Annotated in this window: 13 protein-coding genes and 1 tRNA gene; 9 read left to right on the top strand and 5 right to left on the bottom strand. The window is 59.2% G+C overall.

Features of this window, described 5'->3' with window-relative positions; all coding sequences use genetic code 11:
• Window positions 1-17: 17 nt before the first annotated feature.
• Both DWW12_RS10050 and DWW12_RS07915 read left to right on the top strand, forming a co-directional pair.
• Entirely contained in the window at window positions 18-2195 is a 2178-nt protein-coding gene (locus tag DWW12_RS10050) for a MurT ligase domain-containing protein (RefSeq protein ID WP_233544272.1), read from the top strand.
• A gap of 299 nt (window positions 2196-2494) precedes the next feature.
• Window positions 2495-2571, top strand: a tRNA-Glu gene (locus DWW12_RS07915).
• Window positions 2572-2817: 246 nt separating this feature from the next.
• On the opposite strand, the gene DWW12_RS07910 is transcribed toward DWW12_RS07915, so the two are convergent.
• The 3 genes from DWW12_RS07910 to DWW12_RS07900 all read right to left on the bottom strand — a co-directional run bounded on the left by DWW12_RS07910 (window position 2818) and on the right by DWW12_RS07900 (window position 7250).
• A complete protein-coding gene (locus DWW12_RS07910; RefSeq protein ID WP_147345484.1) occupies window positions 2818-4254 on the bottom strand; it encodes a serine hydrolase in 1437 nt (478 codons plus the stop codon).
• Between the two features lie 126 nt (window positions 4255-4380).
• Window positions 4381-5850, bottom strand: coding sequence for a PTS transporter subunit EIIC (locus DWW12_RS07905; RefSeq protein WP_117855660.1), 1470 nt, complete (start codon window positions 5848-5850; stop codon window positions 4381-4383).
• Window positions 5851-5918: 68 nt separating this feature from the next.
• A complete protein-coding gene (locus tag DWW12_RS07900; RefSeq protein WP_117855659.1) occupies window positions 5919-7250 on the bottom strand; it encodes a 6-phospho-alpha-glucosidase in 1332 nt (443 codons plus the stop codon).
• Window positions 7251-7459: 209 nt separating this feature from the next.
• Here DWW12_RS07900 and DWW12_RS07895 point away from each other — a divergent pair, with 209 nt between their 5' ends.
• Window positions 7460-8200, top strand: a complete 741-nt coding sequence (locus DWW12_RS07895; RefSeq protein ID WP_099432702.1) for a GntR family transcriptional regulator — start codon at window positions 7460-7462, stop codon at window positions 8198-8200.
• A gap of 108 nt (window positions 8201-8308) precedes the next feature.
• Here the strand turns inward: DWW12_RS07895 and DWW12_RS07890 are convergent, their stop codons facing one another.
• Window positions 8309-10396, bottom strand: a complete 2088-nt coding sequence (locus DWW12_RS07890; protein ID WP_117757412.1) for a glutamine synthetase III — start codon at window positions 10394-10396, stop codon at window positions 8309-8311.
• Between the two features lie 423 nt (window positions 10397-10819).
• On the opposite strand from DWW12_RS07890, the gene DWW12_RS07885 reads away from it, so the two are divergent.
• From DWW12_RS07885 to DWW12_RS07860, 6 genes are all read left to right on the top strand, one after another.
• Window positions 10820-11692 carry a methylenetetrahydrofolate reductase gene (locus tag DWW12_RS07885; protein WP_117855658.1) on the top strand — a complete coding sequence of 291 codons (873 nt, stop codon included), beginning with the start codon at window positions 10820-10822 and terminating at the stop codon, window positions 11690-11692.
• Window positions 11692-12480 carry a hypothetical protein gene (locus DWW12_RS07880; protein ID WP_117855657.1) on the top strand — a complete coding sequence of 263 codons (789 nt, stop codon included), beginning with the start codon at window positions 11692-11694 and terminating at the stop codon, window positions 12478-12480. The genes DWW12_RS07885 and DWW12_RS07880 overlap by 1 nt, the downstream gene beginning before the upstream one ends.
• A gap of 9 nt (window positions 12481-12489) precedes the next feature.
• Complete coding sequence (locus DWW12_RS07875; protein WP_199570753.1) at window positions 12490-15048, top strand: homocysteine S-methyltransferase family protein; 2559 nt, start codon at window positions 12490-12492, stop codon at window positions 15046-15048.
• A 108-nt stretch (window positions 15049-15156) separates the two neighbouring features.
• A complete protein-coding gene (locus DWW12_RS07870; RefSeq protein WP_035136908.1) occupies window positions 15157-16521 on the top strand; it encodes a PFL family protein in 1365 nt (454 codons plus the stop codon).
• Between the two features lie 267 nt (window positions 16522-16788).
• A complete protein-coding gene (locus tag DWW12_RS07865; RefSeq protein ID WP_369832435.1) occupies window positions 16789-17736 on the top strand; it encodes a methyltransferase domain-containing protein in 948 nt (315 codons plus the stop codon).
• Between the two features lie 158 nt (window positions 17737-17894).
• The gene (locus DWW12_RS07860) at window positions 17895-18194 is read left to right on the top strand and encodes a YhbY family RNA-binding protein (protein WP_006234690.1); all 300 of its coding nucleotides are present in this window, start codon (window positions 17895-17897) and stop codon (window positions 18192-18194) included.
• Window positions 18195-18263: 69 nt separating this feature from the next.
• Here the strand turns inward: DWW12_RS07860 and DWW12_RS07855 are convergent, their stop codons facing one another.
• Window positions 18264-21263 (bottom strand): BTAD domain-containing putative transcriptional regulator, encoded by a 3000-nt coding sequence (locus DWW12_RS07855; protein ID WP_117855656.1) that lies wholly within the window; start codon window positions 21261-21263, stop codon window positions 18264-18266.
• Between the last annotated feature and the right edge of the window lie 411 nt (window positions 21264-21674).

Below are 21674 nucleotides of genomic sequence, written 5' to 3'. Positions count from 1 at the left end.
ATGTTAGGAACGGCTTCATGAACCTCCGCTCATCTCTCGCCTGCACCTCGAGCGATATCGCCCGCTGGGGACTGCGCTCTGTCCTCAAACGCCAGGGTGGCGTGCTTCCCGGCCGCATCGCCATGAAGATCGACCCCGAGCTGCTAAGCGACCTCGCGAGCCTGGTCGACCGCAGCGTGGTGATCACCGGTACTAATGGCAAGACCACCACCTCCAACCTCATCGCTGACGCCGTTGCTGCCAGCGGCGCTACCGTGGTGTGCAACCGTGCCGGCAACAATATGGAGCCTGGTGTGGTGGGTGCTCTGCTCGAGGCCCGCGGCGGCCTTAAGCACACCAGCAGCGGCAAGCGCGTGGGCGTTTTTGAGTGCGACGAGCTCTACACGGTGCGCGTCCTGCCCAAGCTCAAACCGACGTACTTTGTGCTGCTCAACCTGTTCCGCGACCAGCTAGACCGCTACGGCGAGATCGACCATACCCAAGACGCCATCGCCCATGCGTTGGAGCTCTCTCCGACGACAACGCTCATCTACAACGCCGACGATCCGCTGTGCGCCTCGATCGCCGCGCGCGTCCCCAACACGAGCATCGCCTTTGGCATCGACGGCGCCACGGGCACCGAGTCCGACCGCATTAGCGACTCGCGTTTTTGCTCGCAGTGCAACGCCCCGCTGGAATACGACTATGTGCAGTACGGACAGCTGGGCGCCTATCATTGCCCTTCGTGCGGCTGGGGTCGCCCCGCGCTGCTCCGCCGCGTGACGGGCGTTGAGCTCGGCTGCGACGGCTACGGCTTTGACCTGGCCTTTGGACCCGAGGTCAACGCGCCCGCCGTGCACATCGCCACGCGCTACAACGGCCTGTACATGGTCTATAACGTCGCCGCCGCCTTCTTTGCGGCGCACGAGCTGGGCGTGGACGCGGCGCACCTGCAGCCCACGCTTAATGCCTACGTGCCCGCCGGCGGACGCATGGGCCGCTGGGATATTGCCGGCCGCACCGTCGAGGCCAACCTGGCCAAGAATCCCGTGGGCTTCGATCGCCAGATCCAGTCCATTAAAACGGCAGGTGGCAGGCTCTGCGCCTTCTTCCTAAACGATAACGATGCCGACGGCCACGATGTCTCGTGGATCTACGATGTCGACTTCGAGCGCATCGCCGACACGCCGGGTCTTGTCGCCTTTGCCGGAGGCACGCGTGCGCACGACATGCAGGTACGCCTCAAGTACGCCGGCATCGACGCCGCGATTATCTCGGACGTCGCGCAGGCGATCGGCGCCGTGGCAGACGAGGCCGCCGATGACACCTTCTACGCCGTCGCCAACTACACGGCCTTCCCGCCACTGGTCAAGGAACTCGACGGGCTGAAGGGTGCCGATGCAGCCACGGTTGCCGCCCGCGCCGCAGTCCGCGCCGACGGCAGCGCTCTTCCTGTCGGTATCGCGCCAGTCGAGCTCTCGCGCCCGCTGCGCATCGTCTACCTGTATCCCGATGCCCTCAACCTCTATGGCGACGGCGGCAACGTCATCGCCCTCGAGCGCCGCTGCGCCTGGCGCGGCATCCCCGTTCGCGTGGATGAGGTCCGCATGGGCGAGGTGCTCGATCTGCATGATGCCGATATCGTCATGATGGGCGGCGGATCCGATCGCGACCAGCTAGCCGTGGCACACGAGCTGCTCGCCCAAAAAGACAAGGTCGCAGCCTATGTTGAGGACGGCGGTTCGCTGCTCGCCATCTGCGGCAGCTATCAGCTGCTCGGCCGTTCGTACTATATGGGCGAAAATCGCATCGAGGGCCTGGGCGTCATTGCCGCCGAGACCGTACGCGGCTCCGACCGCCTGATCGGCAACGTCGCCGTCAAGACCGACCTGGCACCCGAGCCCTTTGTGGGATTCGAGAACCACGGTGGCCGCACGCTTTTGGACGCCGATGCCACGCCGCTCGGAACGTCCGTCGTCACGGGCACCGGCAACAACGGCGACGATGGCTTTGAGGGTCTCATCTACAAGGGTGTCATCGGCACGTACCTGCATGGCCCGGCGCTGCCCAAGAACCCCGAACTCGCCGACTGGCTCATTACCCACGCCCTCGAGCGCCGCGGCGATGCGCAGGCCACAGCTCTGCTGCCGCTCAAGCCCCTCGACGACACCTACGAGCACGCCGCCCACGACGCCGCCATGAAGCTCCTCCCCTAACGCCCCAACCACCACAAAGGGGACAGGCACCTTTGTGGTGGTTTTGACCCGCCACGGTAGTTTGTCTCGATTTGTAACATCTAGACCGTTAAAAGTCGTCGTACTGTTACAGATTGAGATGTTGGTGCCGACGCCCGCCGTCTATCTCGATCTGTAACAGATAGAGCCGATTTGCCCGCTCAGATGTTACAGATTGAGATATTTGAAAATCGGAATAAAAGCCTACTCCTGTGTGGTGGTTTTCCAGTTTGCCAACGATATACGCGCCGGCAAAAAAGTCTGCTATACTCTTTCCCGCTGTCCCCATCGTCTAGCGGCCAAGGACGCCACCCTTTCAAGGTGGATATCGCGGGTTCGAATCCCGCTGGGGGCACCATTTAAAATGAGAAGCCCGTTATCCTCACGATAGCGGGCTTTTTGCTGCCATGCGCCGGGATTCGAGCCCAACAGGGTGCGGAGCCGAGGAAACGCATTTACGCTTCGACCCTAACAAGTGATTGACTTAGTCCCTAGCAATACGATATCTGAGACGTCCGCATCGAAAAACATTGCCTGGAGACAGCTCCGTCTCCATTTGCCGTGATGTTGGCAAGCTTTCTCATCAATCGCACGTCTTGAAAAATTACCCCAACTTCAAAATCGCTGTGAGTTCCGAGGGTGCCGGAAAACAGCACATTCCCTCAACTCGCACCCTGCACACGGCATAAATGCCTCCGATCTGCACATCGATAAAACAGCGCCGTGTGTAGTCCAGTTCCCTGGTCTCGATTTGTAAACTTGTTGGCGAAGTCCAGGCATACGCTGCAAACAGCTTGCGAACATCCCATGCGGGGGCATCGTCTCTCTCAGCTTTATGAGTTACAAAAGGAAAGAGGTCTCCGACTCCGAGCCCATCGCCCGATTTACAAACCCAAGACTTGTAGCCGGCCCTCACGCCGTACTCACGACCATCGCGCAACAGAGACAAATCCAGCTCATTCTCATGAAATCGAATATCGATCTCTTCAAAATCCCCGAAAATGCAATGATGAATGCCCTCGAGACGTAATGAGCTCAAACGTCCGCCAGAAGCCAACCCAACTGGCACGGGAATGCTATCGAAGTCACGTTCGGAAGCCACCGTTTCCCGAACACTAGACTCTTTGAACAATACCTCATACAGCGGATCAAGCAACGCCTTACTTCCTGTCGTGGAACTTGAGCAGGCGATGACAAGGCCATCTGTGGGCCGTATGTAGCACAGCTGCCCAAAAAGGCCAGAGCATCTGAACCCGCCACGCCGGCACATCCAGAACTGGTATCCATAGCCATTGCTGTCTTCAGTCGCCTCAGACGGATAAAAGGGGCTCGTTTCCATCTGAATCTTCGTCGCCTCGGCAACCCATTCCGCGGGAATGATCCGTTCCCCACGCCACTTGCCGCCATCTAGCAAACATTGACCAAACTTAGCCAAATCCGGTGTCGAAAGGTGAAGACCAAAACCTCCGGTCGTATGACCGGCTTGATCCTCTTCCCACCACCAATTTCTAATGCCTAACGGCGTAAACAAACGTTCGGCGAGATAATCGGATTCTTTCGTTCCACTTATGCGTTGCACGAGCATGCTCAATAAATGTGAACACAGCGAATCGTAGTGAAAGACCTCGCCCGGCTTCCAGTCAAACTCACGATGAAGAACCTCATGTGCCCAGTCGTCTCCCGCGCCAATATACGAAAGGTCACTCTCCTGCCCCATCGTCATAGTCAGCAAATTGCGAACTGTCACATTGCGAAAGCGCTCATCCGCAATCTCGCCTTCATATTCCGGGAAGTATGAAATCCAGCGATCGGCCAGCGACAGCCGTCCTTCATTCACCAACATCCCAACAGCAACCGAGGTGAAGGACTTAGTCACAGAATAGAGCGGGTGAACGTGTTCGAGGGAGAACGGCGCAGCCGCATGCTCGAAGACGACTTCACCATCTTGTCGGACCACGACTGAGCGGACTTCCACACCTGCGGACCTCCACGCCGCAAGGCACGCCTCGCCCATCTTATTGTCAAAGATAATATTAGGCACCCTCAACCACTGCCTCTCGAACGAAATCAGTACAAGACGAGGTCGCCCTCGACGCTTATCCAAGGACGACCTCGTTTAATTGCTGGCGCGCGGGGAAATACTTGTCCCGCAGCTCCACTTCTTTGGCTACTTTGCAGCCTCTACCGCCGGCACGTCCTCCTTGTACGTCGCATACGTAAGCAGGAACGAAATCACGCTGGAAACCACGATGGCTATGATTACGTAAATCAGGTAGTTCGCGCCCATTGCACCGGACGGGTCAATGAAGCCCGGGAAGGCGCAGAAGCCGCCGCCGGTGAAGGCGAACATCTTGGTGCCAAGAGCGCCGATGATTAGGCCCCCGGGCACAGAGGCGATGCAGCTCATGATAAAAGGCTTCTTGCGCGGAAGGGTCACGCCGTAGATGCAGGGTTCGGTGATGCCGAAGAAGAAGCCCGAGATGAACGCCGGCCATGCAAGCTGCTTGAGCTTTAGGTCCTTAGTCTTCAGAAGGATAGCGAGGACGGCAAGGGACTGAGCGTATGAACAAACCATGTACGGCGCCATGACAATATCCCAGCCCTGGGAGGCAATGTTCACCAGCATGAGGGCAATGACACTCCAGTGGAAGCCGAAGATGACCATAGGCTGCCAAATGGCAGTAAGCACGATGCCGCCGAGCGCGCCGCCGATGACAGGCAAGCTGTAGAGGGAGTTAAACAGCAGGCTCATGAGGTTCGTGATCAGGGTGGCAATCGGGCCAATAATCAAATAGGTAGCGGGGACCATCACAACGAGCACGCACGTAGGCACAAAGAAGAACTTTACATACTCAGAGAAATGCTTGCGGCACCACTTCTCCAGCTTTGCCGCGAACCAAACAGAGATGATAATCGGAATGACAGAGCTCGTATAACCCGAAGACGGCATGATGACGGGTATGCCGAGGAAAGTCGTGTAGTAGTTCATGGCAAAGGGAGTGCCGGCAAGCACCGTTCCCAAAACATCGCCCGATGTGATGTTGACCATCGCCGGATACGTAAGTGCGATACCGAGCGTCATGCCAACGAACTCACTACAGCCAAACTTCTTTGCCGCGGTATAGCCAAGGATAATCGGCAGGAAGTAGAAGAAGCCGTCACCAGCCGCATATAGAATCTGGTACAAGCCGTCTGTCGCCGTGATCCATCCGAGGGCGACGAGAATACTCAAAACACCCTTGATCATGCCCGCGGCACACAGCACCGCAAGAATCGGCTGGATTACGCCCGAAATAGTATCGATAAGGGCACTAACAACGTTTCCTTTCTTGACGGGCTCACCATCAAGATTAACCTCGCCCAGCCCCTCGACACCAGAAGCGGCAACCGCGGCATCGTAAACATCCTCAATCACATTGATGCCGACAACAACCTGATACTGGCCATTCGCGTTGATTACTTGAATGACGCCTTTATGAGATTCAATTGCCTTAGTATCGGCCTTCGCATCGTCTCGCAGCTTGAAACGTAGACGCGTCATGCAGTGCGAGATGCTCAGGATGTTTTCCTTACCGCCGACGAGGCCAACTACGTCCTCGCCGAGCTTGCGATTTACAAGCTCTTTGCTTTCGCTCATGGTTTTCCTCCCATGCGACCTGTCCAAGGTCGGCCGCCCGCCATCATTCGCTAAATTGATTTCCGATACTAGTGAAGCTCTGGCCAGAACTCCTTATTCGCCTCAATGAGATCGTCAAGGATCTTCTTTGCAACGGAGGCAGAGGGGACCGTCTTCGAAAGCGTCAGCGCCTGCCAAAGCTCCTGATAGGAATGGTCGACCCAAGCAGACACTGCAAGCTTTTCGACCGAGACCTGTTCCTCCATAAGTCCTTTCTGGAATTGCGGAATCTCACCTTGGCAAATTTTCTCGTAGCCGTCGCTGCCGACGATGCAGGGGATCTCGACCATAGCCGTTGGGTCAAAATTGGACACAGCCCCGTCGTTGGGAACAATCAGCGAGAAACGTTCACGGGTGTTCTCTGCCAAAGCGCGAGCGAGATCGACAATGTACTCAGCGTGGGTATCTGGCTTAAGGCCGAAGCCCTCAGACGTGCCCTTTTCGATAATCTGGCGAGCGATACCGAAAACGCGTTTCTCGCGACCCTCACGGACCTCGTCGGTGCGGGTGTGGTTGGGGTCGGTGTGCTCAACCACATAGTCCGGGAAGAGATAGTACTTGAGGTAGGTGTTCGGAATGGTATTCGGATCGAGCGCGTAAACATCCTTAGCCTTACGGAACGTCTGGTCCCAAGACGCATCGACGAATTCAAGGCCAGAATCCTCGCCAGCATAACCGTTTTTAGCCATTTGGGCCTTGATAGTGGGCATAAGGTCATTGCCTGCACGGTCGTGAATCTTTGTCCACCAGCCAAAGTGGTTGAGGCCGTAGTAGCCGACGACGAGGTCGTTGTGGTCCTTGAGACCACACATCTGAGCCATGATATCCATCAGGGCTATTGGCATGTCGCAAATGTTGATGATCTTTGAATCCGGGCGAAGGCGGCGTGTCGCCTCAGCAACGATCGCCGCGGGGTTGGAGTAGTTGAGCATCCATGCGTTGGGACTGTATTTCTCCATGTAGTCAAGGATCTCGAGTACGCCGCCAATGGAGCGCAAGCCATAAGCAATGCCACCAGGACCGCAGGTCTCTTGGCCAAGAACGCCATAGCGCAGGGGGATCTTCTCGTCCTTATCGCGCATAGCGTACTTGCCAACGCGAATCTGGGCAAGTACAAAGTCGATGCCTGTGAAGGCCTCCTCAGGGTCGGTCGTATAGCTGAAGGTTACCTCTGGAGCATTCTCCCTGATGTAGATGGCACATGCCTTGGCAATTGTCCCCTGACGCTCGGCATCGTTGTCATAGAGCGTAATCCTATTGATGGGGAACACATCACGCTTCGCGAGAAGTGTCAGAACAACGCCCGGCGTATAAGTGCTTCCGCCTCCCGCGATAGTAACCGCATAGCTCTGTTTTGCCATTGCAAATCCTCCTGTCTAGACATGTACTTGACGACTTGAATTATATCCTCAGTGATTTGCAATCTGTCTAGACATGTTAAGCACACGGGTGAACGGTTGATTTATGGCGGTAAGCGGTAACTTTAAGCGTCTTCACTTCCTATAATTGGTAGAAACAGACTATCGCGCCGATTTGACGCATTCCGCACCACCTCTATAAGGAGAGCATTTTGGCAAGGATCCTGTACAGTGAAATTTACCGCAGCCTTCGAGAGCGGATTGTCGAAGGTAAGCATCCCGTGGGATCGCTCCTTCCTTCCGAACAAAATCTGTCCAAAGAGTTCTCCTGTTCTCGAATGACGGTGCGCAAGGCCATTTCACTTCTCGCAAATGAAGGTCTAGTTCAGTCCATTAAAGGCAAGGGAGTCCTCGTAATCGAGACGTCACTTGCAGGCGCCAGCAAAGAGGGCGCATTCACCGTAAATGACCTTTCTTCGTTCAGCGAATCGGCACACGCGATCGGAGCAATTCCAACGTCAAAAATCGTCTATTTCGAACACGTAAGCACCAATAAGTATCTAGCTCAGTTGACGGGATTTCCCGAAGGAGAAGACCTTACGCATTTGAAGCTCGTCCGCATGCTCGACGATAAACCGGTCGCTGTCGACCGCCACTACTTCCTAACTTCCTCCGTCCCCGGCCTAAACGAGCAGAATGCCACCCTGTCGCTCTTCCATTACATCGAGGATGAGCTAGGGCTCACCATTGCCGTGAGCAAACGAACGATAACACTCGCCCAGCCCGACACTGAGGACTGCCGGTTGCTTGACGTCGATTCTTCTTCGTATCTGGCGGTCGTAACCAGCCAGACATTCGACTCAACCGGAACTCAATTTGAGTATGTCGAGGCGCGTTATATTCCGAGCATCTTCCATTTTCACGACACGGCAACGCGCACACCCCTACCCTAGCAAACGGCACGGAGCAGACTCTTCCCTAATAAATTTGTTCAACAAGAAAGCCGGGGCCCGCGCGATGCGGACCCCGGCTCAATACCGTGACGATATGTCAGTTACGTTCTACACGTAGAACAGGATGTCGTCGTAGGTCGGGACCGGCCAGTAGTCGGCAGCCACGATCTCCTCCATGGCATCCACGGCGGCACGCAGCGTATCCATAGCGGGAACGACCTCGTGCGCGTACACGTTGGCCTGCTCCTGGCCATCGAGGGCCTCGGCCTTCTGATGCACGGCGTCGAGCGCCTTGATGGAGTCGTTGATGGCGGTGATGCCGTTGCAGAGCTTGTTGAGCGTGTTCTGCTCGCACTGCATGGCGGCCTCAGCACCGGCGGCACGAATAGTCTCAAGGCCCTTAGCGACCTTGGTGGCATAGGCGGTAATGACCGGGCGATAGGTACGACGCGCCTCGCGAACCATCGTGGTAGCCTCGATGTTCATGAGCTTGTTGTACTTCTCGAGCTTGCAGTCATAGCGGCACTGAGCCTCGGCCTTGGTCAGGACGCCCGTCTCCTCAAAGAGCGCGATAGCCTTATCGGAAACAAAGGCGGGAAGAGCGTCGGCCGTGGTCTTGTTGTTGGCAAGGCCGCGCTTCTCGGCCTCGATGGGCCACTCGTCGGAGTAACCGTCGCCGGAGAACAGGATGCGCTGGTGATCGGTCAGCACCTTCTTGCAGTACTCGAGCGCGGCGTCCTGGAACTTATCCTCGGGCGTACCCTCGAGTGCGTCGGCGAAGGACTTGAGCGACTTGGCCACGGCGGCATCGAGCACCAGGTTGGAGTCGGAGACGTTCTGCTCGGAGCCGCAGGCACGGAACTCGAACTTGTTGCCGGTGAAGGCGAACGGGGAGGTGCGGTTGCGGTCGGTGTTGTCCTGCATCAGTTTGGGCAGGGTATCGGCGCCCAAGTCGAGCACGCCGCGCGTGGCATGGACGGAAGCTTTGCCATCGATGATCTTCTCGACAACCTCGGTGAGCTGGTCGCCCAGGAAGATGGACATAATCGCCGGAGGAGCCTCGTTGGCGCCCAGACGATGATCGTTGCCGGCCGAGGCGACGGAAGCGCGCAGGAGCTCCTGATAGTTATCGACGGCCTCGATCACCGCGGTGAGGAAGACGATGAACTGCAGGTTGTCGAGCGGGGTGTCGCCCGGATCGAGCAGGTTCTCGGACTCGGTGCCAAGCGACCAGTTGTTGTGCTTGCCCGAACCATTGATGCCCTCGAACGGCTTCTCGTGCAGCAGGCAGACCAGGTCATGGCGGGAAGCGATAAGCTTCATCTTCTCCATCATGACCAGGTTCTGGTCGATGGCCTCGTTGACCTCGCCGTAGACAGGGGCGAGCTCATGCTGGCAGGGAGCGACCTCGTTGTGCTTGGTCTTGGCAGGAATGCCAAGCGCCCACAGTTCATCGTCCAGGTCCTTCATATAGGACGAGACGGTGGGGCGGATAGCGCCAAAGTAGTGCTCCTCGAGCTCCTGGCCCTTGCAGGGAGCAGCGCCAAAGAGGGTGCGACCGGTGATGACCAGGTCCCTGCGCTTGCGGTAAGCGTCCTTCTTGATCAGGAAGTACTCCTGCTCATCGCCCACGGAAGGAACGACCTTCTTGGGGGTCTTACCAAACAGCGCCAAAACGCGCTTGGACTCACGCGAGAGCGCGGTCATGGAACGCAGCAGCGGGGTCTTCTTGTCCAGGGCCTCGCCCGTGTAGGAGCAGAAAGCTGTGGGGATGCACAGGACATCGTCCTTGATAAAGGCGGGGCTGGTGGGATCCCAAGCGGTGTAGCCACGGGCCTCGAAGGTGGCACGCAGGCCGCCGTTGGGGAAGCTGGAGGCGTCCGGCTCGCCCTGGATGAGGTTCTTGCCCGTAAACTTGGTAATGGCGGTGCCGTCGTGGTTGGGCTCGAGGAAGCTATCGTGCTTCTCGGAAGTAATGCCCGAAAGCGGCTGGAACCAGTGCGCGTAGTGCGTAGCACCCTTGGAGATGGCCCAAACCTTCATGGCGTGAGCGACGGCGTTGGCCACATCCAGGTCGAGCGGCTCACCCTCCTCGAGGGTTGCGGCAAGGCGCTTCCAAATGTCCTTGGGGAGGTAGTCCTTCATGACTTCCTCAGAGAACACCATGGTCCCGAAGCGGTCAGTAAGATCGGCCATACGGAACTCCCTTCGTATCGGCACCGCGTGAGAAGCGGTGTTGATTACTAACGAACGAGTCATAGCTTAGGCTCGCCGTGTTTCCGCGACATTACCGTTGTGTTGCTGTCGCGAAACCAATCAATGAGGTTACCGCATCGCGGCAGTATTGCCACCCTTAACAGCCAATGAACTGTATAAATTGCAGACCTCCCCGCATGGTTTAAGGGTAGTCAATTTAGGACGGGGCTAAATTGACTGGTATTTCGCATCAGATACCAGTCTTTATCACCCCGCACCCAATGAGCTGCGTTGTTATAGGGAATGCCGATAGCAAGGCATCTTTGATTGGTATCCCTAAATAGCGAGTAAAACTCCACCGTGACACAGTGGTGCTGTAGAATCCTTACAATACATCGCACTAAATATCTAAAGGAGCACGATATGCGCGTCGACGAGGTTTTTAAGCAGGCAGCATCCCAGGGCACTGCACCCGTTTCGTTTGAGATGTTCCCGCCCAAGGGCGAGCTTACCCTCGACACGGCTCGCGAGGTGGCGGGCAATCTGTGCAAGCTTTCGCCGAGCTTTGTCTCGGTCACCTGCTCGGCCGGCGGCTCGGGCAACGGCGCCACCACCGCCCCCATCGCGCATATGATTACGAGCGAATTCAATACGCCCTCGGTGGCGCACCTTACCTGCGTGGGCCGCTCGCACGCCGATATCGTCGCCAAGATCGACGAATACCGCTCCGCCGGCGTAGAAAACATCCTGGCCCTGCGCGGTGATCTGCCCACTGGCGCGACCGAGGATGACAAGCCCGCCTCGGACTACGCCTACGCCCGTGACCTCATCCCCGAGCTTGTCGACGCCGGCTTTTGTGTGGGCGCCGCGGCCTACCCCGAGGGCCACATTGCCTGTGAGGACCTCAACGCTTCGGTCGAATACCTCAAGCAAAAACAGGACGCCGGCGCGAGCTTCTTTGTGACGCAGCTCTTCTTTGACAACGAGTGCTTCTACCGTTTTCGCGAGCTTGCCGACAAGGCGGGCATCACCGTGCCCATTACCGCGGGCATCATGCCGTTTATGGGCAAGTCGCAAATCAGCCGCATGGTCTTTATGTGCGGCGCGTCGCTGCCCTCCCCCGTCATCAAGATTCTCGCCAAGTACGAGAACGACCCCGAGAGCCTGCAGGCAGCCGGTGTAGATTATGCCGCCCGTCAGCTTTGCGACCTTAAGGAGCACGGTGCCGCCGGTCTGCACCTGTACACTATGAATCGTCCTGCGATCGCCGCGACCATTATGGAGCGCCTGGGGTAATGGAAAAACCGCACATCGATACAACCGCTGTCGAAGTGCCGGCCGACCTTGCGTCGCCGGCGCTTTACCGTGTCGATGCTGCGCACCATCCCCGTGTCGACCGTGCCGAGATGCTGCGGTATCTGGGTTACGGCGGCCAGCAGATTGAGCCCGAGCTGTCACGACGTATTGAGCTTGTGGTCGAGCGCCTTGAGCTGGACATTGAGCCCCGCGGCGTGCGGCGCGTGTTTACCGTCGATGCCACGGGCGTGGACGAGCAGGGAGAGCCTTGCATCCGTCTGGTTGGCACCAACGTTGAGCTGCGCGGTCGCGACATCTATCGACATCTCAAAGACGCACGCTTTGCCGCGCTCATGGCATGCACCCTCGGCATGGACGCCGAGCGTCGCCTGCGTACCACGGGAGCCCAGCAGCCCCTGGAGGGAGCCGTGCTCGACGCCGCATGCTCTGCCTATGTAGAAGCCGCCGTTGAGCAGATGGACCAGCAGGTTAAGGCTGCGGCCGCCGCACACGGACTCGCCGGTAACTGGCGCTTCAGTCCCGGCTACGGCGACTGCCCGCTTACGGCACAGCGCTCAATCGTGGACGCGCTCAACGCCACGCGGCTCATCGGGCTTACCATCACGCCCACCAGCCTGCTCATGCCCACCAAGAGCGTGACCGCGGTGATCGGTCTGTTCGACGGCGAGGTCCACGACGCCCAGAGCCGCCCCACCTGCAATATCTGCCGCATGCGCGAGCACTGTCGCTTCCGCGCCGCCCACACCACCTGCTATTCCAGCCATTAGGAGCCCTCGATGTTTACTCCGCTTATCACTCATGATTCTGACGGCACTGCATTGGCGGCGCCTGTTGATGCTGCGCGCCGCAACGGAGCTGCATACAAGACGCGCACGATCGACGACCTTCGCATTAAGGACGATCGTCTGCGCGCCGCCATCGAGGGCACGGGACACCTGCTGTTCGACGGCGGCATGGGTACCATGCTGCAGGCGGCCGGCATGAAGGCCGGCGCCCTGCCCGAGCTGCTCAACTTTGAGGAGCCTCAGGTCATTACCGACATCCAGCGTCAGTACGTCGAAGCCGGCTGCGACGTGATCACCGCCAACACCTTTGGCGCCAACGCCCACAAGCTCGACGGTACCGCCACCGTGGCAGATGTCTTTGCCGCCGCTGTCGCCTGCGCCCGCGCGGCCGGCGCCCACTACGTCGCCGGCGATATCGGCCCCATCGGCGCGCTGCTTCGCCCCTTGGGTACCCTCAGCTTCGACGAGGCCTATGACCTCTTTGCCGAGGAAGTGCGCGCCGGCGTCGCCGCGGGCGTGGACCTCTTTATTATCGAGACTATGACCGACCTGGCCGAGATCAAGGCGGCCGTCCTCGCCTGCCGCGAGAACTCCGACCTGCCCGTCTTTGCCACCATGACCTTTGAGGAAGACGGTCGCACCTTCCTGGGCACGAGTCCCGAGGTTGCCGCCATCACGCTCGATGCCATCGGCGCCGACGTTTTGGGCATCAACTGCAGCCAGGGACCGGCCGAGCTCCGAGGACTCGCCGCTCGCATGCTCACCGTTACGGACAAGCCCGTTATGGTGCAGGCCAACGCAGGACTGCCCCACGTGGACGACGACGGCAACACCGTCTTTGATATCCAGGCGCCCGAGTACGCCGTGGCCGTCGCCGGTATGATTGAGGACGGCGTAAGCGTCGTGGGCGGCTGCTGCGGCACCACGCCGGCGCACATGGCAGCGCTGCGCACGCTTATCGATAACCACACGCCCAGTCCGCGCCACCGCAAGCCCAGCATGTCGGTCACAAGCGCCCAGACCGTGGTGGACCTCCCCTGCGACGGCCACAAGATCGCCGTCATCGGCGAGCGCATCAACCCCACCGGCAAAAAGCGCCTGCAGCAGGCCCTGCGCGACGGCGACCTGGACTACGTGGTGAGCCAGGGCATCAGCCAGCAGGAGCAGGGCGCCGACATCCTGGACGTCAACGTGGGCCTGCCCGAGATCGACGAGGTCAAGATTATCCAACAGGCCACCGAGCAGCTCCAAGGCTCCACGCTGCTGCCGCTGCAGATCGACTCCACCGACCCCGCCGCCGTCGAGGCCGCCGCACGTCGCTACGCCGGCAAGCCCATCATCAACTCGGTCAACGGCAAGCAGCAGATCATGGACGAGATCTTCCCGCTGGTCGCCCACTACGGCACCAACGTTGTCGGCCTTACGCTCGACGAAGGCGGCATCCCCGATACCGCCGAGGCCCGCTTTGCCATCGCCGAGCGCATCGTGGCCGAGGCTGCCCGCTACGGCATCGGCCCGGACCGTATCCTCATCGACTGCCTGGTCATGACCGCCTCGACCAATCAACGCCAGGCCGAGCAGATCCTGCGCGCCATGTCCCTGTGCAAGGAGCGCCTGGGCGTCAAATGCGCGCTCGGCGTGTCGAACATCAGCTTTGGTCTGCCTGCCCGCCCGCTGCTGGGCTCGGTCTTTTTGGCCGCCGCCTTTGGCGCGGGCCTCGATGCCCCCATCATGAACCCGGGCTCCAAGCGCTTTATGGACACCGTCTACAGCTATCGCGTCCTGAGCGTTGAGGACGAGGGCTCGACCGGATACATCGAGCGCTATGCCGGCTGGACCGATCCGTATAAGATCGCCGCCAACCCGGCAGCGGCTCAGGCCGCATCGACCGACACCGTGCCCGCTGCCGGCACCGCCGGCACCGACGGCAACGACGACCCGATTCGTCGCATGGTCGTCTCGGGCCGCAAAGGCGAGATCGCTGCCGAGACCGAGCGTCTGCTGGCAGACCACGACGCCATGGACCTTATCAACAACCACTTTATCCCCGCCCTCGACGAGGTGGGCGTCCTCTTTGACCAGGGCAAGTTCTTCTTGCCGCAACTCATGGCCTCGGCCGAAGCCGCACGCGTGGGCTTCGACACCATCAAGCGCCTGATGCCCGCCGGCGAGATCGCCGACAAGGGCAAGATCTGCGTGGCCACCGTCAAGGGCGACATCCACGATATCGGCAAGAACATCGTCAAGATGCTGCTCGATAACTACGGCTACACCGTCTTTGACCTAGGCCGCGATGTCGACCCGCAAGAGGTGCTCAAGACCGTGCAGGAGCGTGACATCAAGCTCGTCGGCCTCTCGGCGCTTATGACCACCACGGTCGTCGCCATGGAAGAGACCATCAAGTTGCTCCATGCCGAGGTTCCGGGCGTCAAGATCATCGTGGGCGGCGCCGTGCTCACCCCCGAATACGCCAAGCAAATCGGCGCGGACTACTACGCCAAGGACGCCGCCGAGAGCGCTCGTATCGCCGAAGAGGTCTTTGGGAAGTAACACAACGGAAACAACCGAGCACCAAAACGTGCCGCACGCGCCACTTGGCACGTGCGGCACGTTAGAATAGATAAGACTATGCTCGTTTTGGCAGATAGGAGCGCAAGGATGGCGATCACGCCCGCAGAAATCGCGGAAACCCGCGGCATGGTTGAGGAACAGAACCTCGACATCAGGACCATCACCATGGGTGTTTCGCTCATGGGTTGCGGTGACGAGAACCTCGACCGCATGTGCACGAAGATCTACGACCATGTGACGCACACGGCTGAGCATCTGGTCGAGACCGCCGAGAACCTCGAGCGCGAGTACGGTATCCCCATCGTCAACAAGCGCGTTTCCGTCACCCCGGTGGCGCAGATCGCCGCGTGCTGCAAGGATGAGGACCTCACCCCCATCGCGCACGCCCTCGACCGCGCGGCCGAGACACTCGGCATCGATTACCTGGGCGGCTTCTCCGCACTCGTCCAGAAGGGCATCGGCGACGCCGATCGCCGCGTTATCCAGTCCATCCCCCAGGCACTCGCCACCACGAGCCGCGTCTGCTCCAGCGTCAACGTCGCCAGCCTGCGCGCCGGTATCAACATGGATGCCGTGCTCATGGCCGCCCAGACCATCATCGATGCCGCTAAACTCACGGCCGACCAGGATTCCGTCGGCGCTTCCAAGTTTGTCTGCTTTGCCAACATGGTCGAGGACTCCCCGTTTATGGCGGGCGCCGTCCACGGCGGTGGCGAGGCCGACGCCGTCATCAACGTAGGCGTCTCGGGCCCCGGCGTTATGGCCGCAGCCTTGGAGACGCTGCCCGATTCCGCCTCGATGATGGAAGTCGCCGAAAAGATTAAGCAGACCGCCTTTAAGATCACCCGTGCCGGCGAGCTCATGAGCCGCGAGGCCGCCCATCGTCTGGGTGTCGAGAAGGGCATCGTCGACCTGTCGCTGGCTCCCACGCCTGCCATCGGCGACTCCGTCGCGCGCATCCTCGAGATCATCGGCGTGGGCACCTGCGGTGGCCCGGGCACGACCTGCGCGCTCGCCATGCTCAACGATGCCGTCAAGAAGGGCGGCGTCATGGCCAGCTCCAGCGTGGGCGGTCTTTCCGGCGCCTTTATCCCCGTGTCCGAGGACGCCGGCATGATCGCCGCCGTCGAGGCCGGTGCGCTTTCGCTCGAGAAGCTCGAGGCCATGACCTGCGTGTGCTCCGTCGGCCTGGACATGATCGCCATCCCCGGCGACACCCCGGTCGAGACCATCGCCGGCATCATCGCCGACGAGATGGCCATCGGCGTCATCAACAACAAGACCACGGCCGTCCGCGTGATTCCCGCCATCGGCAAGGGCGTGGGCGACTGCGTCGAGTACGGCGGCCTGTTCGGCCGTGCACCCATCATGCCGGTGAACCCCAACGCCGGCACCGTGCTTGCCCACCGTGGTGGACGCTTCCCGGCGCCGCTGAACTCGCTGAAGAACTAGCCTAGGGATACGAGGCGAGGAGCCCCGCCGCCGGGCGGCAGACATATAAGGTCGCCTGCTCGGACAGTCCTGACTCGCACGGAGAGCACATTAAGTGCTCTCCGGCTCGTGCGGAACTCGCGATCGACCTTATATGTCTGCCGCCCGGCGGCGGGGTTCCCGCACATCTCAACCTTGGCTGGGTTCTGGCTCAGTGGCAGTCGCTTCGCTTCTGCCCGCCTTGGTTGGTGTGGCGGTTTGGCGTTGGAACGGTTCTTTTTCTGATATATGCTGGTTGCGGCTCTTCTTTTGGGTGGAGTCGCTTTTTTGTTGCTAGGAGGTTGGCCCGTGGCTGATGGGGAGAATCGTTCTGAGCTGCTTTCCACAGATTGGAATCTGGAGTGGATGCAGATGCAGGCTGGTCGGCGGCGGGCTGATGATTCTTTTGAGTGGGATAAGCGGGCTCGGCATTTTCGGCCGCTTGAGACTGCTCCGTATGCCCGGGACTTTATGAGGCTGTTGGCGTTAAAGCCTGGTGAATCCGTGCTTGATATGGGGTGTGGGGCTGGGTCGATTGCTATTCCGCTTGCTCAGGCTGGGCATCCTGTGATTGCGGCTGATTTCTCCCCTGCCATGCTAGGCACCCTTGATGCTGGCATTGAGTATTACGGACTCGAGGATCTTATTACGCCGCTTGAGCTTGCTTGGGATGATGATTGGGATTTGGTTGGACCGGTCGCGAAAACGGTGGATGTTGCCTTTGCCAGTCGGTCGGTTACGACGACCAATCTAAAAGGTGCGCTTGCCAAGCTTGACCGTGCGGCTCGTCGGCGTTGTGCTGTCACGATGGTCGCTAACTCCAGCCCGCGCTATGATCTGCACTTGATGAACGCTATCGGCGCCTCGGTTACCTGCAGCAATGGCTTTGTGTACGCCTTCAACATCCTCATTCAGATGGGTGCGTTGCCGCAGGTTACATACTTTGAATCGCCTCGTCGCGATACCTTCGATAGCCTTGAGGCAGGCGTGGCGGATTTTTCCCGTATGCTCGAGCATGGCAACGAGGATAAGATCGACCGCCTGCGCGACTATATCGCTCAGCACATGATCGAAAACCCCCATGCCGGTGAGCCGGGCTCCAAGGGCGTGCCGCAGGGGTGCTATATGCTCGACCATATCCGTAAGGTTCGCTGGGCGTTTATTGCATGGGAACCGGTCTCTGAATCCCGCTCGTAGCCCGTTCACAGCCCGAGCTGCCCATCACCTCGGCATCCGCATTCTTTGCGAACTGGGCAAACGCGCTCCACACTGCGCCGTTCCTGCGCTATCGTGGGACAGCTCACGTAGATTAAGGCCCCATCGTGGGGCGCCCCATACATAGAAAGCGAGAACCCATGGCACTGACAGGAGCCCAGGTCAAGCAGCTTCGCAGCATGGCCCATCACCTCAACCCCGCCATCATCATCGGCAAGTCCGATGTCAACGAGGGCACCGTCGAGCAGACGGTCGCCTACCTGGAGAAGCACGAGCTCGTTAAGTGCTCCGTGCTCGATGGCTCCAGCCTTTCCGCCCGCGAGGCCGCCGAAGAGCTCGCTGAGCGCTGCCACGCCGAGGTCGTCCAGGTCATCGGCCGCAAGTTCTCGCTGTATCGCGAGTCCTCGCGCAAGGACATCGAGAAGATCAAGCTCGTCTAAGAGCCAATGATCCGGCGAGCCAACATATAGCAAGCTTACGGGTGCCCAAGTACTTCGGGCGCCCGTTTTTTATCGCTCGACCAGTACGCGATTGAGCCGCCCCTCCACCAAGCGCTCGTATAGGTGTCGCGTCTCGGGCTCGGGCACGCCATTGACCTGCTCCCTCAGATGGTGCATATGCCCGCTGTATAGCTCGACGATATCGCGCCGCCGCCCCGCCGCACTGTAGACGCGCATGGCGCAGCGCACCATATCCTCACGCGTCGTTTCCTGCCGAAGCCCCGACTCCGCCAGCCAAATCGCCGACTGCAGATCGTTTTCTTCTAAAGCGGCATTTGCTCCCTTAATCATGCAATCGATGTACTTTGACTGCATAATGCGTCGCATACGCAAAAAGTAGGTGGGATTACAGCCATTGGGAACATACAGCGGTCCGGCATAAAGCTGCTCAATCTTAAGACACAGCTCAACTAAATGGGGCCCGCGCGCACCCGTGCGATTTCCCAAAACCTCGCGGCTTATCTGGTCAAACAGCCGTACATCGGTCTTGACGTAGTCGCCGTTGAGTCCGATGCATTCATTTTGGATGAGTACACACGACTTGCCATCCGGCGTCGGTCCCAAAGCCGACCGCAAGCGCGATATCGTCGAGTACAGGTTGTTGCGGGCGCTATTGAACTCGGCATGGGGCCACAGCTCCATGGCCAACGTCTCACGATCGACGAGTGCATCCATGCCCAGCGCAAGCCGCTCGGCAAGTGTCGCCGCCTTCTTGCGGCGCCACATTTTGTCCGTGATGGGAAACCCGTCGCGCTCGGCGCGAAACGCACCAAACATGCGAATCTCGATATGGTCAATGGTATCAACGGCTTCAACCTCGCCGGCCTGGAACAGGCGCTCGCCTTCCCCTTCCAAATCGTCGCGCAGCGAGTACCGCGACAGCTCGCGCACGGGAAGCTTCTTGCGAATCCTGGTCGCCGGCTCGCCCAGACAATGCATGGCAAGGCGCGCAAAGAGCCGATACGATGGCTCCAGAATCCCCGCACGATTCATGGACATCCAGGCCGCAAGATCGCTGTCTCGGCCCGCACAGGCCAAATGCAGCGCCACCATCCAGGCCTCCGCTCCACCAACCTGCGTCTGGCTTATATCGAGTAGCTCCGCTTCCTCGCGCACCGAAACCATCGAGGTGTTACGCAGATACGCCGCGCGCTCCAACAGCAATGCGTTATCGCGCATGTACGCAATCGACTCCTCGGCAAGTTTGAGTACTTGGACCGCACGGAACTTTGCATTAACCGGCCGTCCCTCTGCCAGCGACTGCCAGCCTTCTAGCAACAGGCCAAACAGCTGAATCTGGTTGTCGCGCATGCGCACGGCAAAACGATCGAGCTCGTTGAATGCCGCGTCGTCGGTTACCGGCAAGCCGGAAAGGAGCCGCCGTGCCGCCAACACCATGCGCACCCAGATAGCCATCGCCTTAAGCCCACGTACGTCGAGCGCCTCCCGCACCACCGTCATCTCGTCGTCGCGCTCGTCGGTTCCCGCAAACGACCCGTCAAAAAGCTCCACCAGCATGCTGTCGGCCCGTATAACAATCCCCGCGATGTCGAGCTCGCAGTCGTAGGCCTTGCTCGTTTTGAGCTGCTGTAGAACGCCGCCGTCATCTCCCCGCTCGGTCAGGCAGCGCTTGACCTCGATATGCGCGGACAACATATCGAGTGCGGTATGGGATGTCTCGATTTCTGGCACGGTCAGGTTCGTAGGAAGCCCAAGCCCGTTGTCCCCATAGCAAACAGCCGTCAGTGTCTGGGCCACCCTCCATGAAACAGGGTCTATTTCGCAGGCCGCCCGTTCGCCCCCGCGCTCGATGACCGATGCCATATAGCGAGCGAGCTTTGTATTGGACACGCTGACCGCTGCCAGATATACGCCAAACGCCTCGGCAGGCGTTGGCTCTGGAGCCGGATCCTCGGCATCGATCGTGCCCAGCGCTGCTCGGCAGATATCGGCCCCGTGCCCCGTCAGAGCCAGATCGACCCCATACTGCCCAGCAAGTTCAAGGACCGCATCACGGTCCAAAAAGGCGTCCGCCAGGCCCATCGCCGCATCGCATCGGCCCGCCTTAAGCAAAATCCGGGCCGCCCTCGGAACAAGTTCGGGGCGAACCTCGGCCACCAACTTACGCAAGCGCAAGCGTCCGTTATCCTCCGTGCCCAGACACGTAAAACTCCGCTCGGCGGGGTCCAAGCCAAAGATCGGGTAGTCGTGTACGAAGTAGGACTGGTCGACCATCGATAGCCTCACCCCGCAAGCCTCGAGTTCTGCGATATTGCCCTCGCCCATCAAAATCATGAGACATGCCACGCAAAACAGTGCATTATTGTCGAGCGAAGCCAAGTCGACAAGTGCCGCGCCATATACGTTGACAATCTCGTTTTCGAGCAGACCGGCTACGTCGCCTTGGCCATACAGACCCGTCTGCAATGCCGAAACGAGCTCGGGCACGCCCTGCGTGAGCTGATAAAAGTCGAGCGATGTGCTGATCGAAAACGCCGATGCCCACGCCGAATACTCATAGGCATGCACCTTGAGCATCTGCGCATTGATCTTAACCGAATCGCCCAGCCCATGAATCAGTTGACGATTTGAAGGACGGCAGGAGATAAAGACCCCCACCCCCATAGCGCGCAGGCCGCGAATCCTGTCGATGAGGTCTTCGGTATCGTGCTGATCGAGGTTTGGCACATTATCAATCGCGATAAGGGAGTGCGGTTTGTCTTTGAGTTCTTCGGTAACCACCTCGAGCTGCATAAACACCTCGCGCCCAGTGGCGCGATCGGCCTCGATAATCCGCACGGGGCCTCGCGTCGGGTCGCATTTAACCTCATGGGTGTACTGCAGCAGCACCGAGGTCTTCCCAAACCCGTCGGGCGCATAAAGAACCACGATGCCGGCCTTTCGGCCCTTGGCGAGAAGCTCATTCATCAAGCGTTCGCGTCGCACCATATAGCCACCGCCCAGCGGCATCAGCTCGAGGTCGTCCATACTGCCCAAATCGTTTACCATGCCCGCTCCTCAACTCGACCGTATGGACACTGTAACCGCAAGACCATACAAGCCGCGCTATGAATAGAGCGACCTTGTGTTCTAGGTTGTCTTTTGGTACGCAAGCGGCAAGTTTTTGTACAGCGAGGGCCGATTGTTATTAATCCCCCGACTAATCGGTCTTTAAGCAGGTAAATGAGCTTGTCAGCTTGTCCCATCTAAGCGGCAGTGTAACGCAAATGAACAAGGTTCAGCTATGTCATTCAACTCGCCTAGCACCCGCTACCGTCTACGACCTTTTAGTGGCATTTTTGCATAGAATCTGGTATGGAATGAATCAAGCTGTTGGGCATCCGGCATTCGTCAAGCTTGCGGCAAGATTTTGGGGCTTATAGGACAAAATGTGTGTCCCGATAGAACATCCGTTTCCAT

It is taken from the genome of Collinsella sp. AF14-35 (assembly GCF_003464565.1).
GTDB lineage: Bacteria > Actinomycetota > Coriobacteriia > Coriobacteriales > Coriobacteriaceae > Collinsella.
Note: the sequence above shows the minus strand (reverse complement) of the source record. Positions and strands in the feature narration are given on the sequence as shown.

Excerpts from the sequence above, each read along its gene's own strand:
- DWW12_RS07905 (WP_117855660.1), bottom strand. The coding sequence starts at position 5,850 with ATGAGCGAAAGCAAAGAGCTTGTAAATCGCAAGCTCGGCGAGGACGTA.
- DWW12_RS07900 (WP_117855659.1), bottom strand. The coding sequence starts at position 7,250 with ATGGCAAAACAGAGCTATGCGGTTACTATCGCGGGAGGCGGAAGCACT.
- DWW12_RS07865 (WP_369832435.1), top strand. The coding sequence starts at position 16,789 with ATGCTGGTTGCGGCTCTTCTTTTGGGTGGAGTCGCTTTTTTGTTGCTA.
- DWW12_RS07885 (WP_117855658.1), top strand. The coding sequence starts at position 10,820 with ATGCGCGTCGACGAGGTTTTTAAGCAGGCAGCATCCCAGGGCACTGCA.
- DWW12_RS10050 (WP_233544272.1), top strand. The coding sequence starts at position 18 with ATGAACCTCCGCTCATCTCTCGCCTGCACCTCGAGCGATATCGCCCGC.
- DWW12_RS07855 (WP_117855656.1), bottom strand. The coding sequence starts at position 21,263 with ATGGTAAACGATTTGGGCAGTATGGACGACCTCGAGCTGATGCCGCTG.
- DWW12_RS07870 (WP_035136908.1), top strand. The coding sequence starts at position 15,157 with ATGGCGATCACGCCCGCAGAAATCGCGGAAACCCGCGGCATGGTTGAG.
- DWW12_RS07890 (WP_117757412.1), bottom strand. The coding sequence starts at position 10,396 with ATGGCCGATCTTACTGACCGCTTCGGGACCATGGTGTTCTCTGAGGAA.
- DWW12_RS07860 (WP_006234690.1), top strand. The coding sequence starts at position 17,895 with ATGGCACTGACAGGAGCCCAGGTCAAGCAGCTTCGCAGCATGGCCCAT.
- DWW12_RS07875 (WP_199570753.1), top strand. The coding sequence starts at position 12,490 with ATGTTTACTCCGCTTATCACTCATGATTCTGACGGCACTGCATTGGCG.
- DWW12_RS07880 (WP_117855657.1), top strand. The coding sequence starts at position 11,692 with ATGGAAAAACCGCACATCGATACAACCGCTGTCGAAGTGCCGGCCGAC.